Annotated in this window: 15 protein-coding genes; 6 read left to right on the top strand and 9 right to left on the bottom strand. The window is 63.7% G+C overall.

The annotated features are described in order from the left end of the window. Positions 1–95: 95 nt before the first annotated feature. The 5 genes from AC1RWL_RS02755 (at position 96) to AC1RWL_RS02735 (ending at position 5,125) form a co-directional block, all read left to right on the top strand. Positions 96–1,109 carry a substrate-binding domain-containing protein gene (locus tag AC1RWL_RS02755; RefSeq protein ID WP_256115052.1) on the top strand — a complete coding sequence of 338 codons (1,014 nt, stop codon included), beginning with the start codon at positions 96–98 and terminating at the stop codon, positions 1,107–1,109. Positions 1,110–1,256: 147 nt separating this feature from the next. Then, a complete protein-coding gene (locus tag AC1RWL_RS02750; protein WP_493093365.1) occupies positions 1,257–2,243 on the top strand; it encodes an ABC transporter permease in 987 nt (328 codons plus the stop codon). Continuing rightward, positions 2,243–3,025 carry an ATP-binding cassette domain-containing protein gene (locus tag AC1RWL_RS02745; RefSeq protein ID WP_493093366.1) on the top strand — a complete coding sequence of 261 codons (783 nt, stop codon included), beginning with the start codon at positions 2,243–2,245 and terminating at the stop codon, positions 3,023–3,025. The genes AC1RWL_RS02750 and AC1RWL_RS02745 overlap by 1 nt, the downstream gene beginning before the upstream one ends. A 52-nt stretch (positions 3,026–3,077) precedes the next feature. Continuing rightward, on the top strand, positions 3,078–4,109 hold the full coding sequence (locus AC1RWL_RS02740; RefSeq protein ID WP_493093367.1) for a hypothetical protein: 1,032 nt from the start codon (positions 3,078–3,080) through the stop codon (positions 4,107–4,109). Next, entirely contained in the window at positions 4,106–5,125 is a 1,020-nt protein-coding gene (locus AC1RWL_RS02735; protein WP_493093368.1) for a carbohydrate kinase family protein, read from the top strand. The genes AC1RWL_RS02740 and AC1RWL_RS02735 overlap by 4 nt, the downstream gene beginning before the upstream one ends. A 55-nt stretch (positions 5,126–5,180) precedes the next feature. Here AC1RWL_RS02735 and AC1RWL_RS02730 read toward each other — a convergent pair whose 3' ends face one another. The 9 genes from AC1RWL_RS02730 to AC1RWL_RS02690 all read right to left on the bottom strand — a co-directional run bounded on the left by AC1RWL_RS02730 (position 5,181) and on the right by AC1RWL_RS02690 (position 16,188). After that, positions 5,181–5,870, bottom strand: coding sequence for a pentapeptide repeat-containing protein (locus tag AC1RWL_RS02730; protein ID WP_493093369.1), 690 nt, complete (start codon positions 5,868–5,870; stop codon positions 5,181–5,183). A gap of 241 nt (positions 5,871–6,111) precedes the next feature. Next, on the bottom strand, positions 6,112–7,407 hold the full coding sequence (locus tag AC1RWL_RS02725) for an aminotransferase class III-fold pyridoxal phosphate-dependent enzyme (protein WP_493093370.1): 1,296 nt from the start codon (positions 7,405–7,407) through the stop codon (positions 6,112–6,114). Positions 7,408–7,446: 39 nt separating this feature from the next. Beyond that, positions 7,447–8,535, bottom strand: a complete 1,089-nt coding sequence (locus tag AC1RWL_RS02720) for an ABC transporter ATP-binding protein (RefSeq protein ID WP_493093371.1) — start codon at positions 8,533–8,535, stop codon at positions 7,447–7,449. A gap of 74 nt (positions 8,536–8,609) precedes the next feature. Next, complete coding sequence (locus AC1RWL_RS02715; protein WP_493093372.1) at positions 8,610–9,533, bottom strand: aminotransferase class IV; 924 nt, start codon at positions 9,531–9,533, stop codon at positions 8,610–8,612. 1 nt (position 9,534) lies between these two features. Beyond that, positions 9,535–10,326 carry an ABC transporter permease gene (locus AC1RWL_RS02710; protein WP_493158210.1) on the bottom strand — a complete coding sequence of 264 codons (792 nt, stop codon included), beginning with the start codon at positions 10,324–10,326 and terminating at the stop codon, positions 9,535–9,537. A gap of 20 nt (positions 10,327–10,346) precedes the next feature. Next, the gene (locus tag AC1RWL_RS02705) at positions 10,347–11,612 is read right to left on the bottom strand and encodes an ABC transporter permease (protein ID WP_493093374.1); all 1,266 of its coding nucleotides are present in this window, start codon (positions 11,610–11,612) and stop codon (positions 10,347–10,349) included. A 73-nt stretch (positions 11,613–11,685) separates the two neighbouring features. Continuing rightward, positions 11,686–12,732 carry an ABC transporter substrate-binding protein gene (locus tag AC1RWL_RS02700; protein WP_256115080.1) on the bottom strand — a complete coding sequence of 349 codons (1,047 nt, stop codon included), beginning with the start codon at positions 12,730–12,732 and terminating at the stop codon, positions 11,686–11,688. A 41-nt stretch (positions 12,733–12,773) separates the two neighbouring features. Further along, the gene (locus AC1RWL_RS02695; RefSeq protein WP_493093375.1) at positions 12,774–14,021 is read right to left on the bottom strand and encodes a 2-oxo acid dehydrogenase subunit E2; all 1,248 of its coding nucleotides are present in this window, start codon (positions 14,019–14,021) and stop codon (positions 12,774–12,776) included. After that, positions 14,014–16,188: an alpha-ketoacid dehydrogenase subunit alpha/beta gene (locus tag AC1RWL_RS02690; protein ID WP_493093376.1), complete on the bottom strand. Its 2,175-nt coding sequence runs from the start codon at positions 16,186–16,188 to the stop codon at positions 14,014–14,016. Before AC1RWL_RS02690 ends, AC1RWL_RS02695 begins: the two co-directional genes overlap by 8 nt. Positions 16,189–16,515: 327 nt before the next feature. Between AC1RWL_RS02690 and AC1RWL_RS02685 the strand changes: the two genes are divergently transcribed. Continuing rightward, positions 16,516–17,091: a VOC family protein gene (locus AC1RWL_RS02685; protein WP_493093377.1), complete on the top strand. Its 576-nt coding sequence runs from the start codon at positions 16,516–16,518 to the stop codon at positions 17,089–17,091. Positions 17,092–17,195: the final 104 nt, after the last annotated feature.

Raw genomic sequence — 17,195 nt, 5'->3', positions numbered from 1 at the left:
AAAAGGAGTGACCTAATCCAGCATGGCCTTTGAGGAGAGGCCGGCCCGCCACGGAGCCCAAGGCTCGGCGGTATCGTAGATTTTGGGAGGTTTTCATGTCGTTTCATCGCATTCGCACGTCCGCACGTTCCAAAGCTCTCCAGGCCGGCATCAGCGCCCTCGGCCTGATGCTCGGTGTCGCCTTCGGCGCCGGCTCCGCCTCGGCGCAGGAGGTCATCGTCGGCCTCGTCACCAAGACGGAGGTCAACCCGTTCTTCGCCAAGATGCGCCAGGCCGCCGAAGCCCGCGCCAAGGAAAAGGGCGTCAAACTGATCGCCCGCGCCGGCAAGTTCGACGGCGACAACGAAGGTCAGGTCGCCGCCATCGAAGACCTGATCAGCGCCGGCGCCAAGGGTATCCTGGTCACGCCGAACAACTCGTCGGGCATGCTCGACATCATCAAGAAGGCCCGCGAGGCTGGCGTGCTGGTGATCGCGCTCGACACGGCGACCGACCCCGCCGACGCGGTCGACGCCACCTTCGCGACTGACAATTTCGAGGCCGGCGTGCAGCAGGGCACCTATGCCCGCAAGGCGATGGGCGACACCAAGGCGGTCGTCGCCATGCTGGACGGCACGCCGGGCGGCACGGTCGATACCTTCCGCCATGACGGCTACTTGAAGGGCTTCGGCATCGCCGAGGGTGACCCGTCCATTGCCGGCGCGGCCATCACCAACGGCGCGCAGGACAAGGGCCAGGTCGGCATGGAGAACCTGCTCTCCAAGAACGGCGACATCAACGCCGTCTACACGATCAACGAGCCGGCAGCGGCCGGTGCCTATGCAGCGCTCAAATCCTTCGGCAAGGAAAGCGACGTGATGCTGACCTCCATCGACGGCGGCTGCGCGGGCGTGCGCGACGTCAAGGACGGCAAGATCGCCGCAACGGTCATGCAGTTCCCCTACAAGATGGCGTCCATGGGCATCGATGCCGTGGCGGAATATGCCGCGACCGGCAAGAAGCCGAGCGGCTTCGTCAATACCGGCTCCTTCCTGATCACCGACAAGCCCGTCGAGGGCCTGGAATCGAAGGATACGGCCTGGGGCCTGGAAAACTGCTGGGGCGATTGATCGCCCTTCTCCCGGCGGGATCACGCACGGTCCCGCGCCTCCCTTGGCGCGGCGCCGGCGTGATCCCGATCGGGCGTCCACCGGTCACGGCGCGACGGCGCCACGGCAATCCGTCGGGGTGCGGCGCCCCCGAAGCATGAGGTTTCCATGAACACAGCCACCGCTTCTCCGCCCGAGACATCCCCGAGCCTGAAGGCCCGCATCATCGGCGCACCTTCCGCGGGGCCGCTGCTGGTTCTCATCGGCTTCTGCGTGATCTTTGCGCTCACCAATCCGCGTTTTCTTGCCACCCACAACCTGTCGATCATCCTGCAGCAGACGGTCATCATCGGCGTGCTGGCGATCGGCCAGACGCTGGTCATCCTGACGGCCGGCATCGACCTCGCCGTCGGCGCCATCTGCGTGCTCGGCACCATCGTCGCCGGCAAGCTGGTCAATCTCGGCTATGATCCGGTGCTCTCGATGGGCTTCGCCGTGCTGGTCTGCACGGCCGCGGGGCTTGCGGCGGGCGGGCTCGTCAGCGGTCTCAGGCTGCCGCCCTTCATCGTCACGCTCGGCATTCTCGGCATTCTGACCGCAGCCTTGCGCCTGATCTCCGAAGGCGGCGCCTTCGCCGTGCGCGATGCGTTCCTCTCCTGGACCGGCAACACGATGAAGCTCGGCGGCTTCGTGCTCACCTACGGCGTGCTCATCATGTTCACGCTCTATGCCGTCGTCTGGTACTTCCTGAACCAGACCAAGTGGGGCCGCCACGTCTACGCCATCGGCAACAATCCGGAGGCAGCCCGCCTCGTCGGCATCCCGGTGCGCCGCCACCTGCTCTCCGTCTATCTCGTCGCCGGCCTCATCTACGGCATCGCCGCCTGGCTGGCGCTCGGCCGCATCCCGAACGCCGATCCGAACGCGATGCAGACCGCCAACCTCGATTCCATCACGGCCGTCGTCATCGGCGGCACCAGCCTGTTCGGCGGACGCGGCGGGCTGATCGGCACGCTGATCGGCGCTCTCATCGTCGGCGTGCTGCGCAACGGGCTGACGCTCGCCGGCATCGACCCGCTCTGGCAGGACCTCGTGACCGGCATCCTCGTCATCATCGCCGTCGCCCTCGACCAGATGTCGCGGAGGAGGAACTGATGTCTTTCGAAACCAACCCCGAGACGTCGCCCCATGTCGTGCTGGAAGCGCGCAACGTCGTGAAGACCTACGGCCATGTCACGGCGCTGGCCGGCGTCGATTTCGAACTGCGCGCCGGCGAAATTCTCGCCGTGGTCGGCGATAACGGTGCCGGCAAGAGCACGCTCATCAAGGCGTTGACCGGCGCGTTGCATCCGACGAGCGGCGAAATCCTGCTCGATGGCGCGCCCGTCCACTTCCGCGGCCCGCTCGATGCGCGCCATGCCGGCATCGAGACCGTCTACCAGGATCTCGCCATGGCGCCGGCGCTCGACATCGCCTCCAACCTCTTCCTCGGCCGCGAACTGCGCGCCCCGGGCATCCTCGGCAGCATCTTCCGCCGCCTCGACAAGAAGCGAATGCGCGAGGAAGCCCGGCGCGCCATGAGCGAGCTGAAGTTCCGCCTGCCGTCGATCGACAATGCGGTGGAGGCGCTTTCGGGCGGCCAGCGGCAGGGTGTCGCCGTCGCGCGAGCAGCGCTCTTCGCGCGAAAACTCGTCATCATGGACGAGCCGACGGCAGCGCTCGGCGTGCGCGAGACCGGCCAAGTGCTGGAGCTCATCCGCTCGATCCGCGAGCGCGGCCTCGCCGTCGTCCTCATCAGCCACAACATGCCGAACGTCTTCGATATCGCCGACCGCATCCACATCATGCGTCTCGGCAGACGCGCCGCCGTGGTGACACCGAAAACCCATTCCATGAACGACGTGGTCGCCATCATGACGGGGGCGGCCACCGCCTGATCCTTCCCGTCCGGCTCCCGACGGGCCGGACCATACCGAACGGAGCCAATCCATGTATCGTCTCGACCAGAAACTCGACCGCATCCGCGCCGGCAAATACACCCGCAATGACTTCATCATCGCCGACGCCAAGGACGGCGACATGGGGCCGAGCATCACCTCCTGCGGCCCCAGGCGGGCGAAGGACGGCACATGGTCGCGCCACTATACCCGCCCGGAATTCCTCGAAAACATCCGCGCCGTCGTCGAGCAGGACATCGTCGACATCATGCTGACCTCGGCTTCCAACATGGAGGCGCTGATCGACATGGGCGTATACCGCAACAGTGCTGTCAAACCGGCGATCCGCGCCAACGACACGACCGACGTCTGGGTCTGCCGCGGCGCCACCTATTCGCAGCAGGCCTCCCGCCCCTTCCGCAGCGCCTCCCTGTCGCGCGTCGCCACCGGCACCATCGATCCCGCGCCCGGTGCACCGATCACCGGGACCGATCTCGGCCTCTATTCCATCACCTTCAACAACGATCTCGACCGCGACTACCAGGCGCTCGAAGCCTTCGGGGCCTTCCGCGAGGATGCCGCGCGCAACAATTTCAAATACTTCCTTGAAGTGTTCAATCCCAATGTCGATTCCAAGATCGCGCCCGAGACGGTGCCGCACTATGTCAACGACGTGCTGATGCGCTGCATTGCCGGGGTCACCAAGGCGGACCGGCCGCAATTCCTGAAGATCCCGTTCAACGGCGCCAAGGCGATGGAGGAACTTGCCTCCTACGATCCGAGCGTCATCGTCGGCGTGCTCGGCGGCGGCGCGGGCACCACCCGCGACTGCTTCGAACTGTTGCACCAGGCCGAACGTTTTGGCGCCCGCGTTGCGCTGTTCGGGCGCAAGATCAACCTGGCGGAGGATCCGCTGGCGATGGTGCGCTTCATGCGCGAAGTCGCCTCCGGCAATATTTCCCCCACTGAAGCCGTGAAGGCCTATCACGCGGCGCTTGCGAAAGAGGATATCACGCCGATCCGCGAGTTCGCCAAGGACAACGAGGTGACGGAAGCCGTCCTCAAGCCGGAGCAGAGCAAATGACGAGCGCGCGGCGAGGTTTCCTCACCGGCGGAACGTGGTGCGCCGACTACAATCGCAGCGTCAGCCACTGGCCGGGTGAGGACGGCCTTGCCGAGCTCTTCGAGGAGGAGCGCCACGGCGGCGGATCGAGCTGCAATCTGGCGCTCGACATGAAACGCCTCGACCCGTCCATGCCGGTCGAGACCGTCGGCCTCGTCGGCGACGACGACGATGGCCGCTACCTCAAGGCGACGGCCGAGGCGGCAGGCATCGACACGCGCCAGATGGCGGTGACCGATGCCGCCGCAACGCAATTCTGCGACGCCTATGTCTCACGCAAATCGCACCGACGTACCCACATCTTCCACGCCGGCACAGGCGCGTTGCTGACGCCGGACCATTTCGACTTTTCCACGACGCGCATGCGCTATCTCCATCTCGGCCTGCCGGGCGTTCACAGGACGCTTGATAGCCCCTGGCACGACGAACCGAACGGCTGGGTCGCCGTGCTCAAGAAGGCCCGCGCCGCGGGCCTTCAGACCAATCTCGAACTGGCCAGCATCGAAAAGAGCCTGATGGCGGCGCTCGTGGCACCCTGCCTGCCCCATCTCGATTTCCTGATCGTCAACGACATGGAAATCGGCGCGATTGCCGGCGTGGAGACTGTCGGCGCGGAGGCGACCGACCGGCAGGCCTGCGAGCGCGCCGCGCGCATTGCGCTCGAACGCGGCGCCATGAAAATGGTCGCCGTGCACTGCCCGGCCTTCGCCATCGCCGTCACGCGCGACGGAGAGACCGCGACGCTACCACCCGTCGCCATTCCCGAAACGGAAGTGCTCGGGGCAAACGGCGCAGGCGACGCCTTTGCCGCGGGCATGTTCTACGGCATCCACGAAGGCTGGAGCATGGAACAATGCCTCCGCCTCGCCCACGCAACAGCAGCTGCATCGCTGCGCAGCATCTCGACCACGGGCGCAATTGTCCCCTGGCAGGAATGTTTGGCGCTGGCGGAACGCTGGGGCGAGCGCGCTCTGTAGCTGCGTTCGCTTTTCAAAATCTACAGGGATAGGCGCTAGCCGAATAAGATACGTCTCATTCCTGTGCACATGGCCATGATGTCGGCGTCGTAAGGCCGTTCGGCAGCTTGGTCTCGGCGTCGCCGCAAGCAATGTCGATTTGGGACTGGTCGAGACCGGTAGCGCGGGAAAGATCGAGGCCCTCAATCCGCGTCAACAGCATGAACGCCCTGTTAAAGCCGAGCGCTCCCTCTATTTTGGCCTCGCTCAGATCGGCGCGCGAAAGGTTCGCATAGGTGAAGGTCGCGCCCGAGAGGATCGCCTGGTCGAAGTCCGCGCGGCTGACATCCGCTTTCTCGAAACTCGTATTGGTCAGGTCGGCACCGTTGAACGCAGCGCGCTGAAGTTCGGCGGATGCAAACGAGGCGCCCTGGGCAAAAACATTCTTGAAGATGGATCGATAGGCCTCGACCCTTGCGAAATTCGCCTTGTCCAGCCGCGCATCGGTGAACCAAGTTCGGACCAGGGTCGCCTTCTCCAGATCGGCCCCCGTCAGCGTTGTATTGCGCATGTCGGTCAAACTCAGATCGGCATCCCGCAAATTCGCACCGGTGAAGTCGTTGCCGCTCAGCATCAGGCTCTTCTTGGCGCAGTCGCTCCAATCGATTTCGGGCGCGGGGTCCGACCGGCAATCCGCGGCCTTGGCGTCACCGGAAGAAAAGCCCACCGCCATCCCCAAAAATGTCGCGGCGAAGCCGAAAAACATGCCCCTCTGCAGTGCACTCACCGTAATAACTCCCGTTGCAAATGCGACCTTTAAACTGACAGCTCCTTAAATATGGTGATCAACAGCGGAATGTCATTAGCTAACCCTCGATATGCGTATCTTTGGGGATTTGGCGGAACCTTGTAGATGTCACCACGCCTTAAAGCGGCAAAATGGACCACGGCGCGTCATAGGCCGTGATCCATTCCGAATTCCAGGTTTCGTTACGTCGACGATGCCGTCAGCGCGGGCTGAGCAACGCCTTCGCCTTGATACGCGCGAGGACGGCGGGGTTGGGTTGCGGTGGGATATTGGCCCATGCGCGCTTCAACTCCGCGAAGGCCTCGTCCGTGGCGGCGAGCGTTTTGGCGATATCCGCTTCCGTCAGCGCCGAGGTCGCGAACATGTTGTGATAGGGGTGCAGGTAGACGCCCCTTCTGACGGCGGCGGCGGCCCAGAAATAGCCGATGCGCATGTCGGGATCGTCGGAGAAGAAGATCTGCGGCATTTGTGCAGGGCCGGTCTGGCGGATGCCGAAGCCATGCGCGGCGGCCTGCTCGGCAATACCTTTGCGCATCTCCTCGGCGCGCGCGATCATGCGTTCCAGATAGTCCGATGTCCGGACGACCGCGAGCGTCGCGACGGCGGCGGCCATCGGCACGGCGGAAAACCAGAAGGAACCCGTGACATAGATGCTGGACGCGGCGGCGCGCAGCTTCTCGCGGCCGAGAAGCGCCGAGATGGGATAGCCATTGCCGAGAACCTTGCCCCAGGTGGTGAGGTCGGGTTCCACGCCGAGCAGGCTCCAGCTCGCATCGCGCGCCAGGCGAAAACCCGCGCGGACCTCGTCGACGATCAAGAGGGCATCCGCATCGTCGCAGAGTTGCCGCGCGCCCCTAGCGAATTCGGCCGAAGGCAGGAATTGGTCCTCGAACACTTCATGCCGGAAGGGCGTCGCGAAAACGCCAGCGACATCTCCATCGGCCTGACGGAAGGCATCCCGCAGGCTATCGAGATCGTCGTAGCGGAAATAGAGGATATGCGCCCGGTCTTCCGGCAGCGTGCCCTTCGGGTTGGGCGTATTCCAGGGCGAGGCGCCGTGATAGGCGCCCTGGGCAACCAGAATCTTGCGCCGCCCGGAATGGGCGCGTGCCAGCACCATCGCCATTGAGGTCGCGTCGCTGCCGTTCTTGCAGAACATCGCCCAGGCGGCATGGCTGATCATCGAGACGAGATCTTCCGCCAGCGTCACCATCGCCTCCGACGGTCCGGTCAGCGTGTCACCCATCGCGGCCTGCGCGCTTGCGGCCTCTTCGACGACCGGATTGCGGTATCCCAGAAGGTTCGGGCCGAAGGCGCACATGTAGTCGACATATTCGTTGCCGTCGGCATCCCATATGCGCGCACCCTCGCCACGGGAGAAGAACTGCGGGAAATCCTCCGGTAGAAGTGCCACGGATTCATGGCCGTACATGCCGCCCGGAATCACTGCGCGTGCCCGCTCCCTCAATGCGCGGTCCCTGGAATTCGTCGTCATCGATATGGCCTCTCCTGTTTAAATCCAACCTTGTGCCTGTCAGGCGAAGACGTGCCCGTCGCCGTCGTTCCAGCCGATCAGAATGTCCTCGCCGATTGCCGGCGGGCGGGCAAAATCCTGAAGCGGCTTGCGAACCACCATCGTCTGCCCCATGCCGATATCCACGAGCGCACGCAGATGGTCACCGAGATAGGTCGTGTCGGCGATCTTGCCGGAACATTGATTGAGACGATCGCGCGCCGGGGTGCCGATCACCAGATTTTCCGGCCGCACTGCGAGTTTCAACGGTCTTCCGGTGTCCGCGAAGCCGGCGGGTGCTTGCATGCGGACCGACTGGCCGCAATCGAGGAGAACTACGCCGCGCCCGTTGTCGTCCCGTCCCGCGGACTTGCCAGAGAGAATGTTGTTCTCGCCGATGAAGCCTGCGACGAAGACGCTGGCCGGTTGTTCATAGAGTTCCTGCGGGCTCGCGATCTGCGCGACCGCACCGGCCTGAAAAATGGCGATGCGATCGGACATGGCGAGCGCCTCGGACTGGTCGTGCGTGACGTAGACCATCGTGACGCCGAGATCGCGATGGATCTGCTTGATCTCGTATTGCATGTGCTCGCGCAATGTCTTGTCGAGGGCGCCGAGGGGTTCATCCATCAGGACGAGGTCGGGCTCGAACACCAGCGCGCGGGCCAGCGCCACGCGTTGCTGCTGGCCGCCGGAAAGCTCTGCCGGCCGGCGGTGCTGCATTCCTTCGAGCCGCACCATCTCGATGGCCTTATCGACCTTCATCTGCGTCTCGGCGCGGCTTTTCTTGCGCATCCTCAGCGGATAGGCGAGGTTCTGCGCCACGGTCATATGGGGAAACAGGGCATAGTTCTGGAAGACGACGCCGATGCCGCGGCGATGCGGCGGAAGATGCTCGATCGGCTTGCCCTTGACGAGGATATGGCCCCGCGTCGGTGTCTCGAAACCCGCCAGCATCATCAGAGTGGTGGTCTTGCCGGAGCCGGAGCCCCCGAGCAGGGTGAGAAACTCACCCTGCCTGACCGACAGGTCCAGATTCTGGATGACGACCGTGTGCCCGTCATATGTCTTCTGCACGCCGACGAACTCGACGATAGTGCCGGATTCCATATAAGACCTTCCATGCGCACCGCCGCGCATTCGCTGTTTCCAAGTGCTTTCCCGCCGCGTCCGCCGCGCGGTTTCTAATCCCTGTAGGCAACCTCGGTGCCGAGCCAGCCTTCCTCCTGGCGGCGCCAGTAGAGATCGTGAAGGCGGGTGGTGAGCGCGCCCGGCTTGCCGCCGCCGACCGCCTTGCCGTCGATTGTCGTCACCGGCATGATGCCGCCTGCCGTGCTGGTCATGAAGATTTCGTCGGCGCCGAGGATCTCGTCGATCCCGACGGTGCGGACCTCGCAGCGCAGTTGCAATTGCTCGCAAAGCTCGATGACGGTGCGCCGGGTCATGCCCTCGAAGACGCCGCTGACGGGCGTGCAGAGCACATTGTCCTTCACCACGAAGACGTTGAAGCCCGCGCCTTCGGTGATGTTGCCCTCGCCGTCGCGCAGCACGGCCACGAAGGCATCCCGGTCATAGGCCTCGAAAATACCCATGGTGAGATCCAGCCAGTGGAAATTCTTGATGCGCGGGTCCACGGCCTGCGGCTGGATACGCTGGACGGCGCTGACGATCATCGGGACGCCCTGCCGGCGCTGGTCGTCGTTGGCGATCCACACGAAGGGGGCGGCGAAGGCGTAGAAGCGCTGCGTGCACAGGCGCGGATCGCGGCTTCCGACCGGCGGCATGCCGCGCGTGCAGGTCATCTGCACATAGGAATCGCGCAGGCCGCTCAGGCTCACGCATTCGAGGAGGATGTCGGCGATCTGCTGGTGGGTATAGGGCAGCGACATGCGCAGGCCCCGCATCGAGGCGAAGAAGCGCTCGATATGGTCGTCGAGGCGGAAAAAGCGTCCCTTCCAAACATGGGCGACGTCATAGGTGGCGTCGGACCGCACGAAGCCGCGATCGAGGATCGGCACGCTCGCTTCTCCGATGGGCATGTACCTGCCGTCCATGAACGCGACGCCGGCCTGCGGGTTGGGGATGTGGATTTCGTTCTGCTGGGTCATGTCAGGCCTTTCCGAGGTTTCTTGCGTTGCGGTTCACCAGGAACAGCGCGGCGACGAGGCTGAGGACGGCAATGAGCATCAGGAATGTCGCCATTGCCAGAATGGACGGTTCGATATTGTCGCGCAGCCCCTCGAACATCTTGAGCGGCAGGGTGCGCTGGGTCGGTCCGGCAAGGAACAGCGTCACCACGACCTCGTCGAACGACGTCATGAAGGCAAAGAGCGCGCCTGAGATGATGCCCGGCGATATGACGGGCACGAGGACAGTCATGAAGGCCTTGGCGGGTGACGCGCCGAGGCTTGCGGCCGCGCGCAGCAGCCCCATGTCGAAACCCTGCAGCGTCGCGGTTACGGTGATGAGCACGAAGGGCGCCGAGAGAACCGTGTGCGCGATGATGACGCCCGGCATGCTGGCCGTCAGCCCCACCTTCGCCATCAGGAAATACATGCCGAGGCCACTGATGACGGGCGGCACGATCATTGGCGCAATGAGGAAGCCGAGGATGGCGGTGGGCATCGGCAGGTCGCGCCGGGCAAAGGCATAGGCGGCCAGCGTGCCGAGAATGGTCGCGGCGACCGTCGAGACCGCACCGATGATCAGGCTGTTCTTCAGCGAACCGAGCCATGGCCCGTCCTGGAACACGCGCTCGTACCATTGGGTCGATACGCCCGGCAGCGGATAGGACAGGAAACTGCCGGAGCTGAAGGACAGGGGAACGATGGCAAGCAGCGGCACGACCAGAAACAGCATCATCGCGACACCGAAGGCGTAGTAGAGGGCGCGCAGGGCCATGATTTTATGGCTGTACTGCATCATTTCAGCCCCGCCAGCTGGCGCACGCCGACCGTGCGCGCCGCAAGGAAATAGACGGCGACGGTGCAGGCGAGCAGGATGATGCCGAGCGCGGACGCCATGCCCCAGTTGATGGTGGTGTTGGCGAAGAAGGCGATGAAATAGCCGAGCATCTGGTCGCGCGCGCTCGCCACCAGCGAGGGCGTTATATAATAGCCGGCGGTGACGATGAAGGTCAGCAGAACACCCGCCCCGACGCCGGGCAGAGTCATCGGCAGATAGACGTTCAGGAAACCGCGGACCGGATGCGCCCCGAGCGATGCCGAGGCCTTCATGAAATGCGGCGGGATGCCCTTCATCGCGGAATAGAGCGGCAGGACCATGAACGGCAGCATCATGTGGATCATGACGATATAGAGCCCGGTGGTGTTGAAGATGAGTTCCAGCGGTTCCTGGATCAGCCCGAGATAGCCCAGAAGCGAGTTGACCAGCCCTTCGCGCTGAAGAAGCACGATCCAGGCGGAGGTGCGGGCCAGCAGCGAGGTCCAGAACGGCAGCATCACCGCAATGATGAGCGCGATCGAGAAGGGCCGAGGTGCTACGACCATCAGGTTGGCGAGCGGATAGCCCAGGAGCACGCATACCGCCGTGACGATCGCCGCGGTCTTGAGGGTGCGCAGGAGAATATCGATATAGGTGCGCTGTTCCTCCGGCGCCTGCACGATCTGCCCGGCATCGTCGATGCCAAGGTCGACCGCCGCCAGCATATAATAGGGCGTGTAGGTGGAAGACGCCCGCTTCATCGCGTGCCAGTAGGCGGGCTCTTCCCAGCGCGCATCGATGTCTGCCATGAAGCGCCGCGCGGCACCCTCTTCGCTGAGGTTCTCGGGCATGGTGCGCAGCTTGCGCACGGTGCTGGTGAGAAGCGTGCGATAGCCGCTCACCTCATAGTTCAGACGTCTCGCCGCTTCGCCGACAAGATTGCGCGGAGCGGCCGAAATCTCGTTCAGGAATGTCGTGAAGACGATATCGGGCGGCAGCTCGTCCAGGCTCTCCGGCTTCCATTGCCCGAGCGCGACGGTCGTTTCCGGCACGGCCCTGATCAGCTCGACATTCTCGACAGCCTTGTAGAGCATCATGCCGATCGGCAGCATGAAGGTCAGCAGGACATAGACGAACAGCGGCGCCACCAGCAGAAGCGAGATGGTGCGCCGGCGCTTGCCGGCCCGGCCCCAGGCGTGACGCAATTTCCGCGTCTCGGCGCTGTCTTGAACGGTCAGGGTCATCTGGGTTCGAGCCTCCGGAAATCCTGTCGGACAGCGACTGCCCGACAGGATTTCAGACGTTGTTGCGACGGGATTACTGGGCAACCCAGCTTGCAAAACGCTCCGCCAGTTCCTCGCCGTGGTCGATCCAGAATTCCGAATTGAACCGGACGGCATTCTTGAGGTTGTCCGGCGCGGAGGGAAGCTTGGCAAGGCGGTCGGCCGGCAGCGCTTCCATCGCCTTGACGTTGCTGACACCGTAGGCGATGGCGTTGGCGAAGGTCACCTGCGGATCCTTCGACATGAGGAACTCCACGAAGGCGATGGACTGGTCGAGGTTCGGCGTGCCCTTCATGACGGCCCAGAACTCGACGGAGTTGATCTGCCCGTCCCAGATGATCGAGAAGTTCTTGCCTTCCTTCTGCGCAGTGTCGACGCGGCCGTTATAGGCCGACGTCATCACGACGTCGCCGGACGACAGCCATTCCTGCGGCTGCGCGCCGCTTTCCCACCACTGGATATGCGGCTTCAGCTCGTCGAGCTTGGCGAACGCCCTGTCCTGCCCCTCTTTCGTGGCGATGACCTTGTAGACGTCCGCGGGCGCTACGCCATCGGCCATCAGGGCGACTTCCATGGTCAGCTTCGCGGTCTTGCGCAGCCCGCGCTTGCCCGGCCACTTCTCCACGTTCCAGAAATCGGCCCAGTTCTTCGGGCCATCGGTCAGCTTGCCGGCATCGTAGGTCAGGATGTTTGCCCAGCTCAGCGCACCGACCGCGCAATCCTTGAACTGGGAGGGGTCGATTTCATCCGCATGTGCGCGGGTCGACCAGTCCATGTCTTCGAGCAGGCCCTGTTCGCAAGCCATGGTCACCTCGTCGTCCTCCATCTGCATGACGTCCCAGGTGACATTCCCGGCCTCGACCATGGCCTTCTGCTTGGCGAGGCCGCCATTCGTGGTGTCCTCCAGCACCGTGATGCCCTTTTCCTTGGCATAGGGCGTGAAATAGGCTTCGCGGAAAGCATCCTGAACCGCACCGCCGAAGCCGACGACCGTCAGGTCGCGCGCCTCGGCCGCCGAAAGGCCGGCCGCCGCCACGACGCCGGCGGCAAGAAGCGTCTTCATGTATTTATGCATGATCATGTTCCTCTCTTTTCATTGTTGGTCGTTCGTACGGATTGATCTCAAATGAGAATTTGCATCGGGTTCTGGACAAGCTCCTTGAAGCTCGCGAGCCACTGTGCGCCCACCGCGCCGTCTATCGCGCGATGGTCGAGCGACAGCGTCACGCGCAACATGCGTGCGCTGACCGCCATGCCGCCTCGCGAGACGATGCGTTCCTCGATCGCGCCGACCGCCAGGATCGCGGCCTGCGGCGGGTTGATGATCGCGGTGAAGTCGCTGACGCCGTGCATGCCGAGATTGCTGATGGTGAAGGACCCGCCGCGATACTCCTCCGGCTTGAGCGCGCCGTTGCGGGCACGCAGCGCCAGTTCCGCGATCTCGCGGGAAACGACGGAGAGCGACTTGTTGCCGACGTCCTTGACGACAGGCGTGATCAGCCCGCCTTCCGTCGCAACCGCAACGCAGATGTCCGTCCGCTGCAATTGCAGGAGCGAGGGCTCGGTCCAGATGACATTGCAGGCCGGCACCAGACCGAACGCCGCCGCTGCCGCCTTCACCAGAAAATCGGTGATGGATAGCCTACCGCCATCGGACCTTTCCGCGTTGATCTGGGCGCGCAAAGCGATCAGCGCATCCATGGCAATGTCTGCATTCAGATAAAAGTGCGGAATTGTCCGCTTGGCCTCCGTAAGGCGCTGCGCGATCGTGCGGCGCATCGGCGAATGCGGCGTGGCCACATGCGGGATGTCCACGGCGATGGCCGGAGCTAGCTCCTCGGCAATGACGACCTTGGCGACCGGCACGGCTGCTGGCTTCACGAGAGATGTGGCAACAAAGGCCTCCACATCCTCCCGCATGATGCGCCCGCGCGGACCCGTTCCGCTGATATCGCCGAGGGAAATGCCTGCTTCCCGAGCGAGGCGGCGGGCAAGCGGGCTCGCGAAAATCCGATCGGATATCGCCAGTGCAGGGACTGCTGCCGCGGGAGAGACTGCCGGCGGCGCTTCCTCGACCGGTGCAGCGCCCGCCGCGCCCGACAGGAAGGCCGTTACCGTGGCATCATCCTCGCTTACCTCCGCCAAGACGCCGATATGCGTCTCGACGGGAACCGTCGCGCCGTCGCCATGCAATATGCGTGCGATGCGCCCGGCCTTCGGGCTCGGGATTTCGATGACGGCCTTGTCCGTTTCGATTTCGGCAAAGGCCTCGCCGGAGGCGACCATGTCGCCCTCGGCCTTCAGCCAGCGGGCGATCGTCCCGTCGCGCGCATTGGCGACGACGGAGGGGAGGACCAGGAACTCAGCCATTGCGGCGCTCCGGCAAGGCCTTCAGGGCGGTCGCGATCTCCTCCCGCCCGGCATAGGCCGCCCGTTCCAAAATCTTGGAAATGGAGGGCGACGCTTCCCGGCCGGTCACCCGCTCGATCGGATGATCCAGCCAGTCGAACAGGCGTTGCTGTATCTCGTCGGCGAGCCAGGAGCCGTAGGAGGAGCCGCGCGGTCCCTGCTCGACGATCATGACCATGTTCGTCTTCTTCACGCTGTCGGTGATCGTGTCCCAATCGATGCTTGCGCGATCGAGGCATCTGAGGTCGATGACCTCGGCGTCCAGCCCGGTCTCCGCCACCGCATCGAGCGTCGCCTGCACCATGGCGGAATAGGTCAGGATCGTCGCCGCCGAGCCCGCCCGCCGCACGGCGGCCTTTCCGAACGGGATGAAATAATCGAGATCGCCGGCCGCCGCCGGCCCCGTCGCCTGGTAGAGATCGACATGCTCGATCACCAGAACGGGATCGTTGGAGGCGAGCGCCGTGTTCATCAGGCCGACATAGTCGAAGGGCGTCGAGGGCGCGATGATCCGCCAGCCCGGCGAGGTCACGAAAATGCCAGCCGGGTCCATCGAGTGCTGCGACCCGTAGCCGGTGCCTATCGCGATCTTGGTGCGCAGCACCAGCGGCATGGCGATATCGCCGCCGAACATGTGGCGTGCCTTGCCGACCTGGTTGAACACCTGGTCCGCGGCGACCCACATGAAGTCGGGATACATGAACTCGACGATGGGGCGATACCGTCCGTCCATGGCAAGGCCGCCGCCAAGTCCCATGAAGGCGTTTTCGCTGATTGGCGTGCCGAGAATGCGATCGGGATATTTTGCCTTGAGGCCGCGCGTCGCGCCGTTTGTACCGCCCTTCAGGCGGTGAATGTCCTCGCCGAGAATGATGACGCTGTCGTCCGTCTCCATGCGCCGGTCGAGCACTTCGGCAATGACGTCGACGAACTTGCGCTGCTCGATCCTGCCGGCATAGCCGGATTGCTCAACATAACGCAGCGTCGCCAGTTCCGAGCCGTCGCTCCGCACACCGACATCGCAGAAGTCGGGCTTCGGCCACAGGCCGGGCTTGATCGACCGGCGGTTATCGACCCTATCCGTCAGTTCCTCGATCACCGCCTGCATGACCTGCTTGCACTGCGCCCTCAGCGCATCGACGGCCGGCTGGTCGATCAGGCCACGCGTGATCATTTCCTTTGCCACCCGGTCCAGCGGGTCGCGCGCCTTCCAGGCTTCTTCCTCTTCCTTCATGCGGTAGCCGAAGGCGCTGCCGGGGAAGGAGCCGTTCTGGTGGAAATAGCGGTAAACATCCGCCTCGATGATCGTCGGCCCCTTGCCGGCGCGCATATGCGCCAGCGCCTCTTTCATCGCGAGGCTGACTGCAAGCGGATCCATGCCGTCGACATGCCAGGAGGGAATGGCGAAGGCCTGTCCGCGCGCCGCCAGCCGGGTTTCCGCCGTCGATTCCTCAAGGCTGGTGGAGACGGCGTAACGGTTGTTCTCGATGAAGAAACACAGCGGCAGGCGCCAGATGGCGGCAAGATTCATCGTTTCCAGAACCGAGCCGATGTTGATGGCGCCATCGCCGAAATAGCTGACCGCAACGGCATCCGTGCCGGATTGCTTGTGGGCGAAGGCGGCACCCGCCGCCAAAGGCACGCCGCCGCCGACGATGGCATTGGTGCCGAGCGCGCCTGCCTCGTACCACCGCAGATGCATCGAGCCGCCGCGCCCGCCGCAAAAACCTTCCGCAAGCCCCATGATTTCGGCAAGCGAGCGACGAAGAAGCGCCACGACGGCCCCATCGAAATCCGCACCAACGGGCAATCCGCCGGGTGCGACATAGTTCAGGGCTTTTGCCAGGAACTGGTGGTGCCCGCGATGCGAACCGTTGATCTGGTCGTCCGGCCTCAGCGGCAGGATGGATCCAACGGCCCCGCCTTCCTGCCCGATCGAGGAATGCGCCGGCCCATGGACCAGCCCCTCGTTCGCCAGTTCGAGTACCGCTTCCTCGAAGGCCCGGATGAGGTGGAGGGAGGACAGAACGGTTTCCAGCTCGGCGGCTTTCGCGCCATCCCAGTCCTTCTTGGTGGTCCCGAAATCGAGCCAGCGCGTGGAACTCGACACGTTCTTCGTTTGCGGCATTTCTTCCCTCAACAGACAATAGCGTAGCCACGGCTTGCAAGAGGCTTGCAAACGACAGGCGATATGAAGCGTCACGCGCTCGGTGTCGGACGACCTGGATTTTCCCGGCTGAGCCGGTGTTGTTCCCACGTTTCTGATGGTCTTGTTATGCCAAGGCTTTCATTTTCCGCGTGCGATGTCAACGAATTGTATCCACAAATATTCACAGATCGATATTTAATGGCAATAATCGGCAAATTACGCAGTTTAATCGCTCGACAAACAGATAAATGTATCCAATCATTTGGAAATGGATTCATTGATGATTTTGCCTGGGGGAGAGACCGAATGTCCGAAGACGACAAGAGCCACCGGAACGAGGGCCTTCCGGCGGGGCGCGGCCTGCCGGGCCTGAGGGGCACGGAACATATCGGCTTCACGGTTCCGGACCTGGATGAGGCGGTGGATTTCTTCGTCAACGTCATCGGATGCGAACCGTTCTACGAGCTCGGCCCGTTCGCGTCGGATGGAGACTGGATGGAGGCGGCGCTGAACGTGCATCCGCGCGCCGTTATGAAGCGGCTGAAATTCCTGCGCTGCGGGAACGGCTCAAATTTCGAGATATTCGAGTACACTTCTCCCGATCAGAACAGGCGCCAGCCCCGCAACAGCGATGTCGGCGGGCACCATCTCGCCTTCTATGTCGATGACATCGATGCAGCACTCGACTATCTGCGCGCAAAAGACGTCCGCATCCTCGGCACGCCCGTGGTGCGGACGGATGGCCCGAGCGCCGGCCAGACCTGGGTCTATTTCCTGGCCCCCTGGGGCATGCAGCTCGAACTCGTGTGTTTTCCACGGGGCAAGGCCTATGAAGCGGACACATCGCGCCACCTCTGGCACCCTGCCGGCCCGGCGACCTAGATGGAACAAATGCCAGGCTTGTCGCGAAACAGTGGTGGACGGGTGGCGGATATTGCCTGTTATATCTGCGTTGTCGCCCCACGGCGTACGGGAGGAGCCCGCCT

It is taken from the genome of Shinella sp. GW821-FHT10F02 (assembly GCF_058809275.1).
This window is presented reverse-complemented; position numbering and strand designations above follow the sequence as displayed.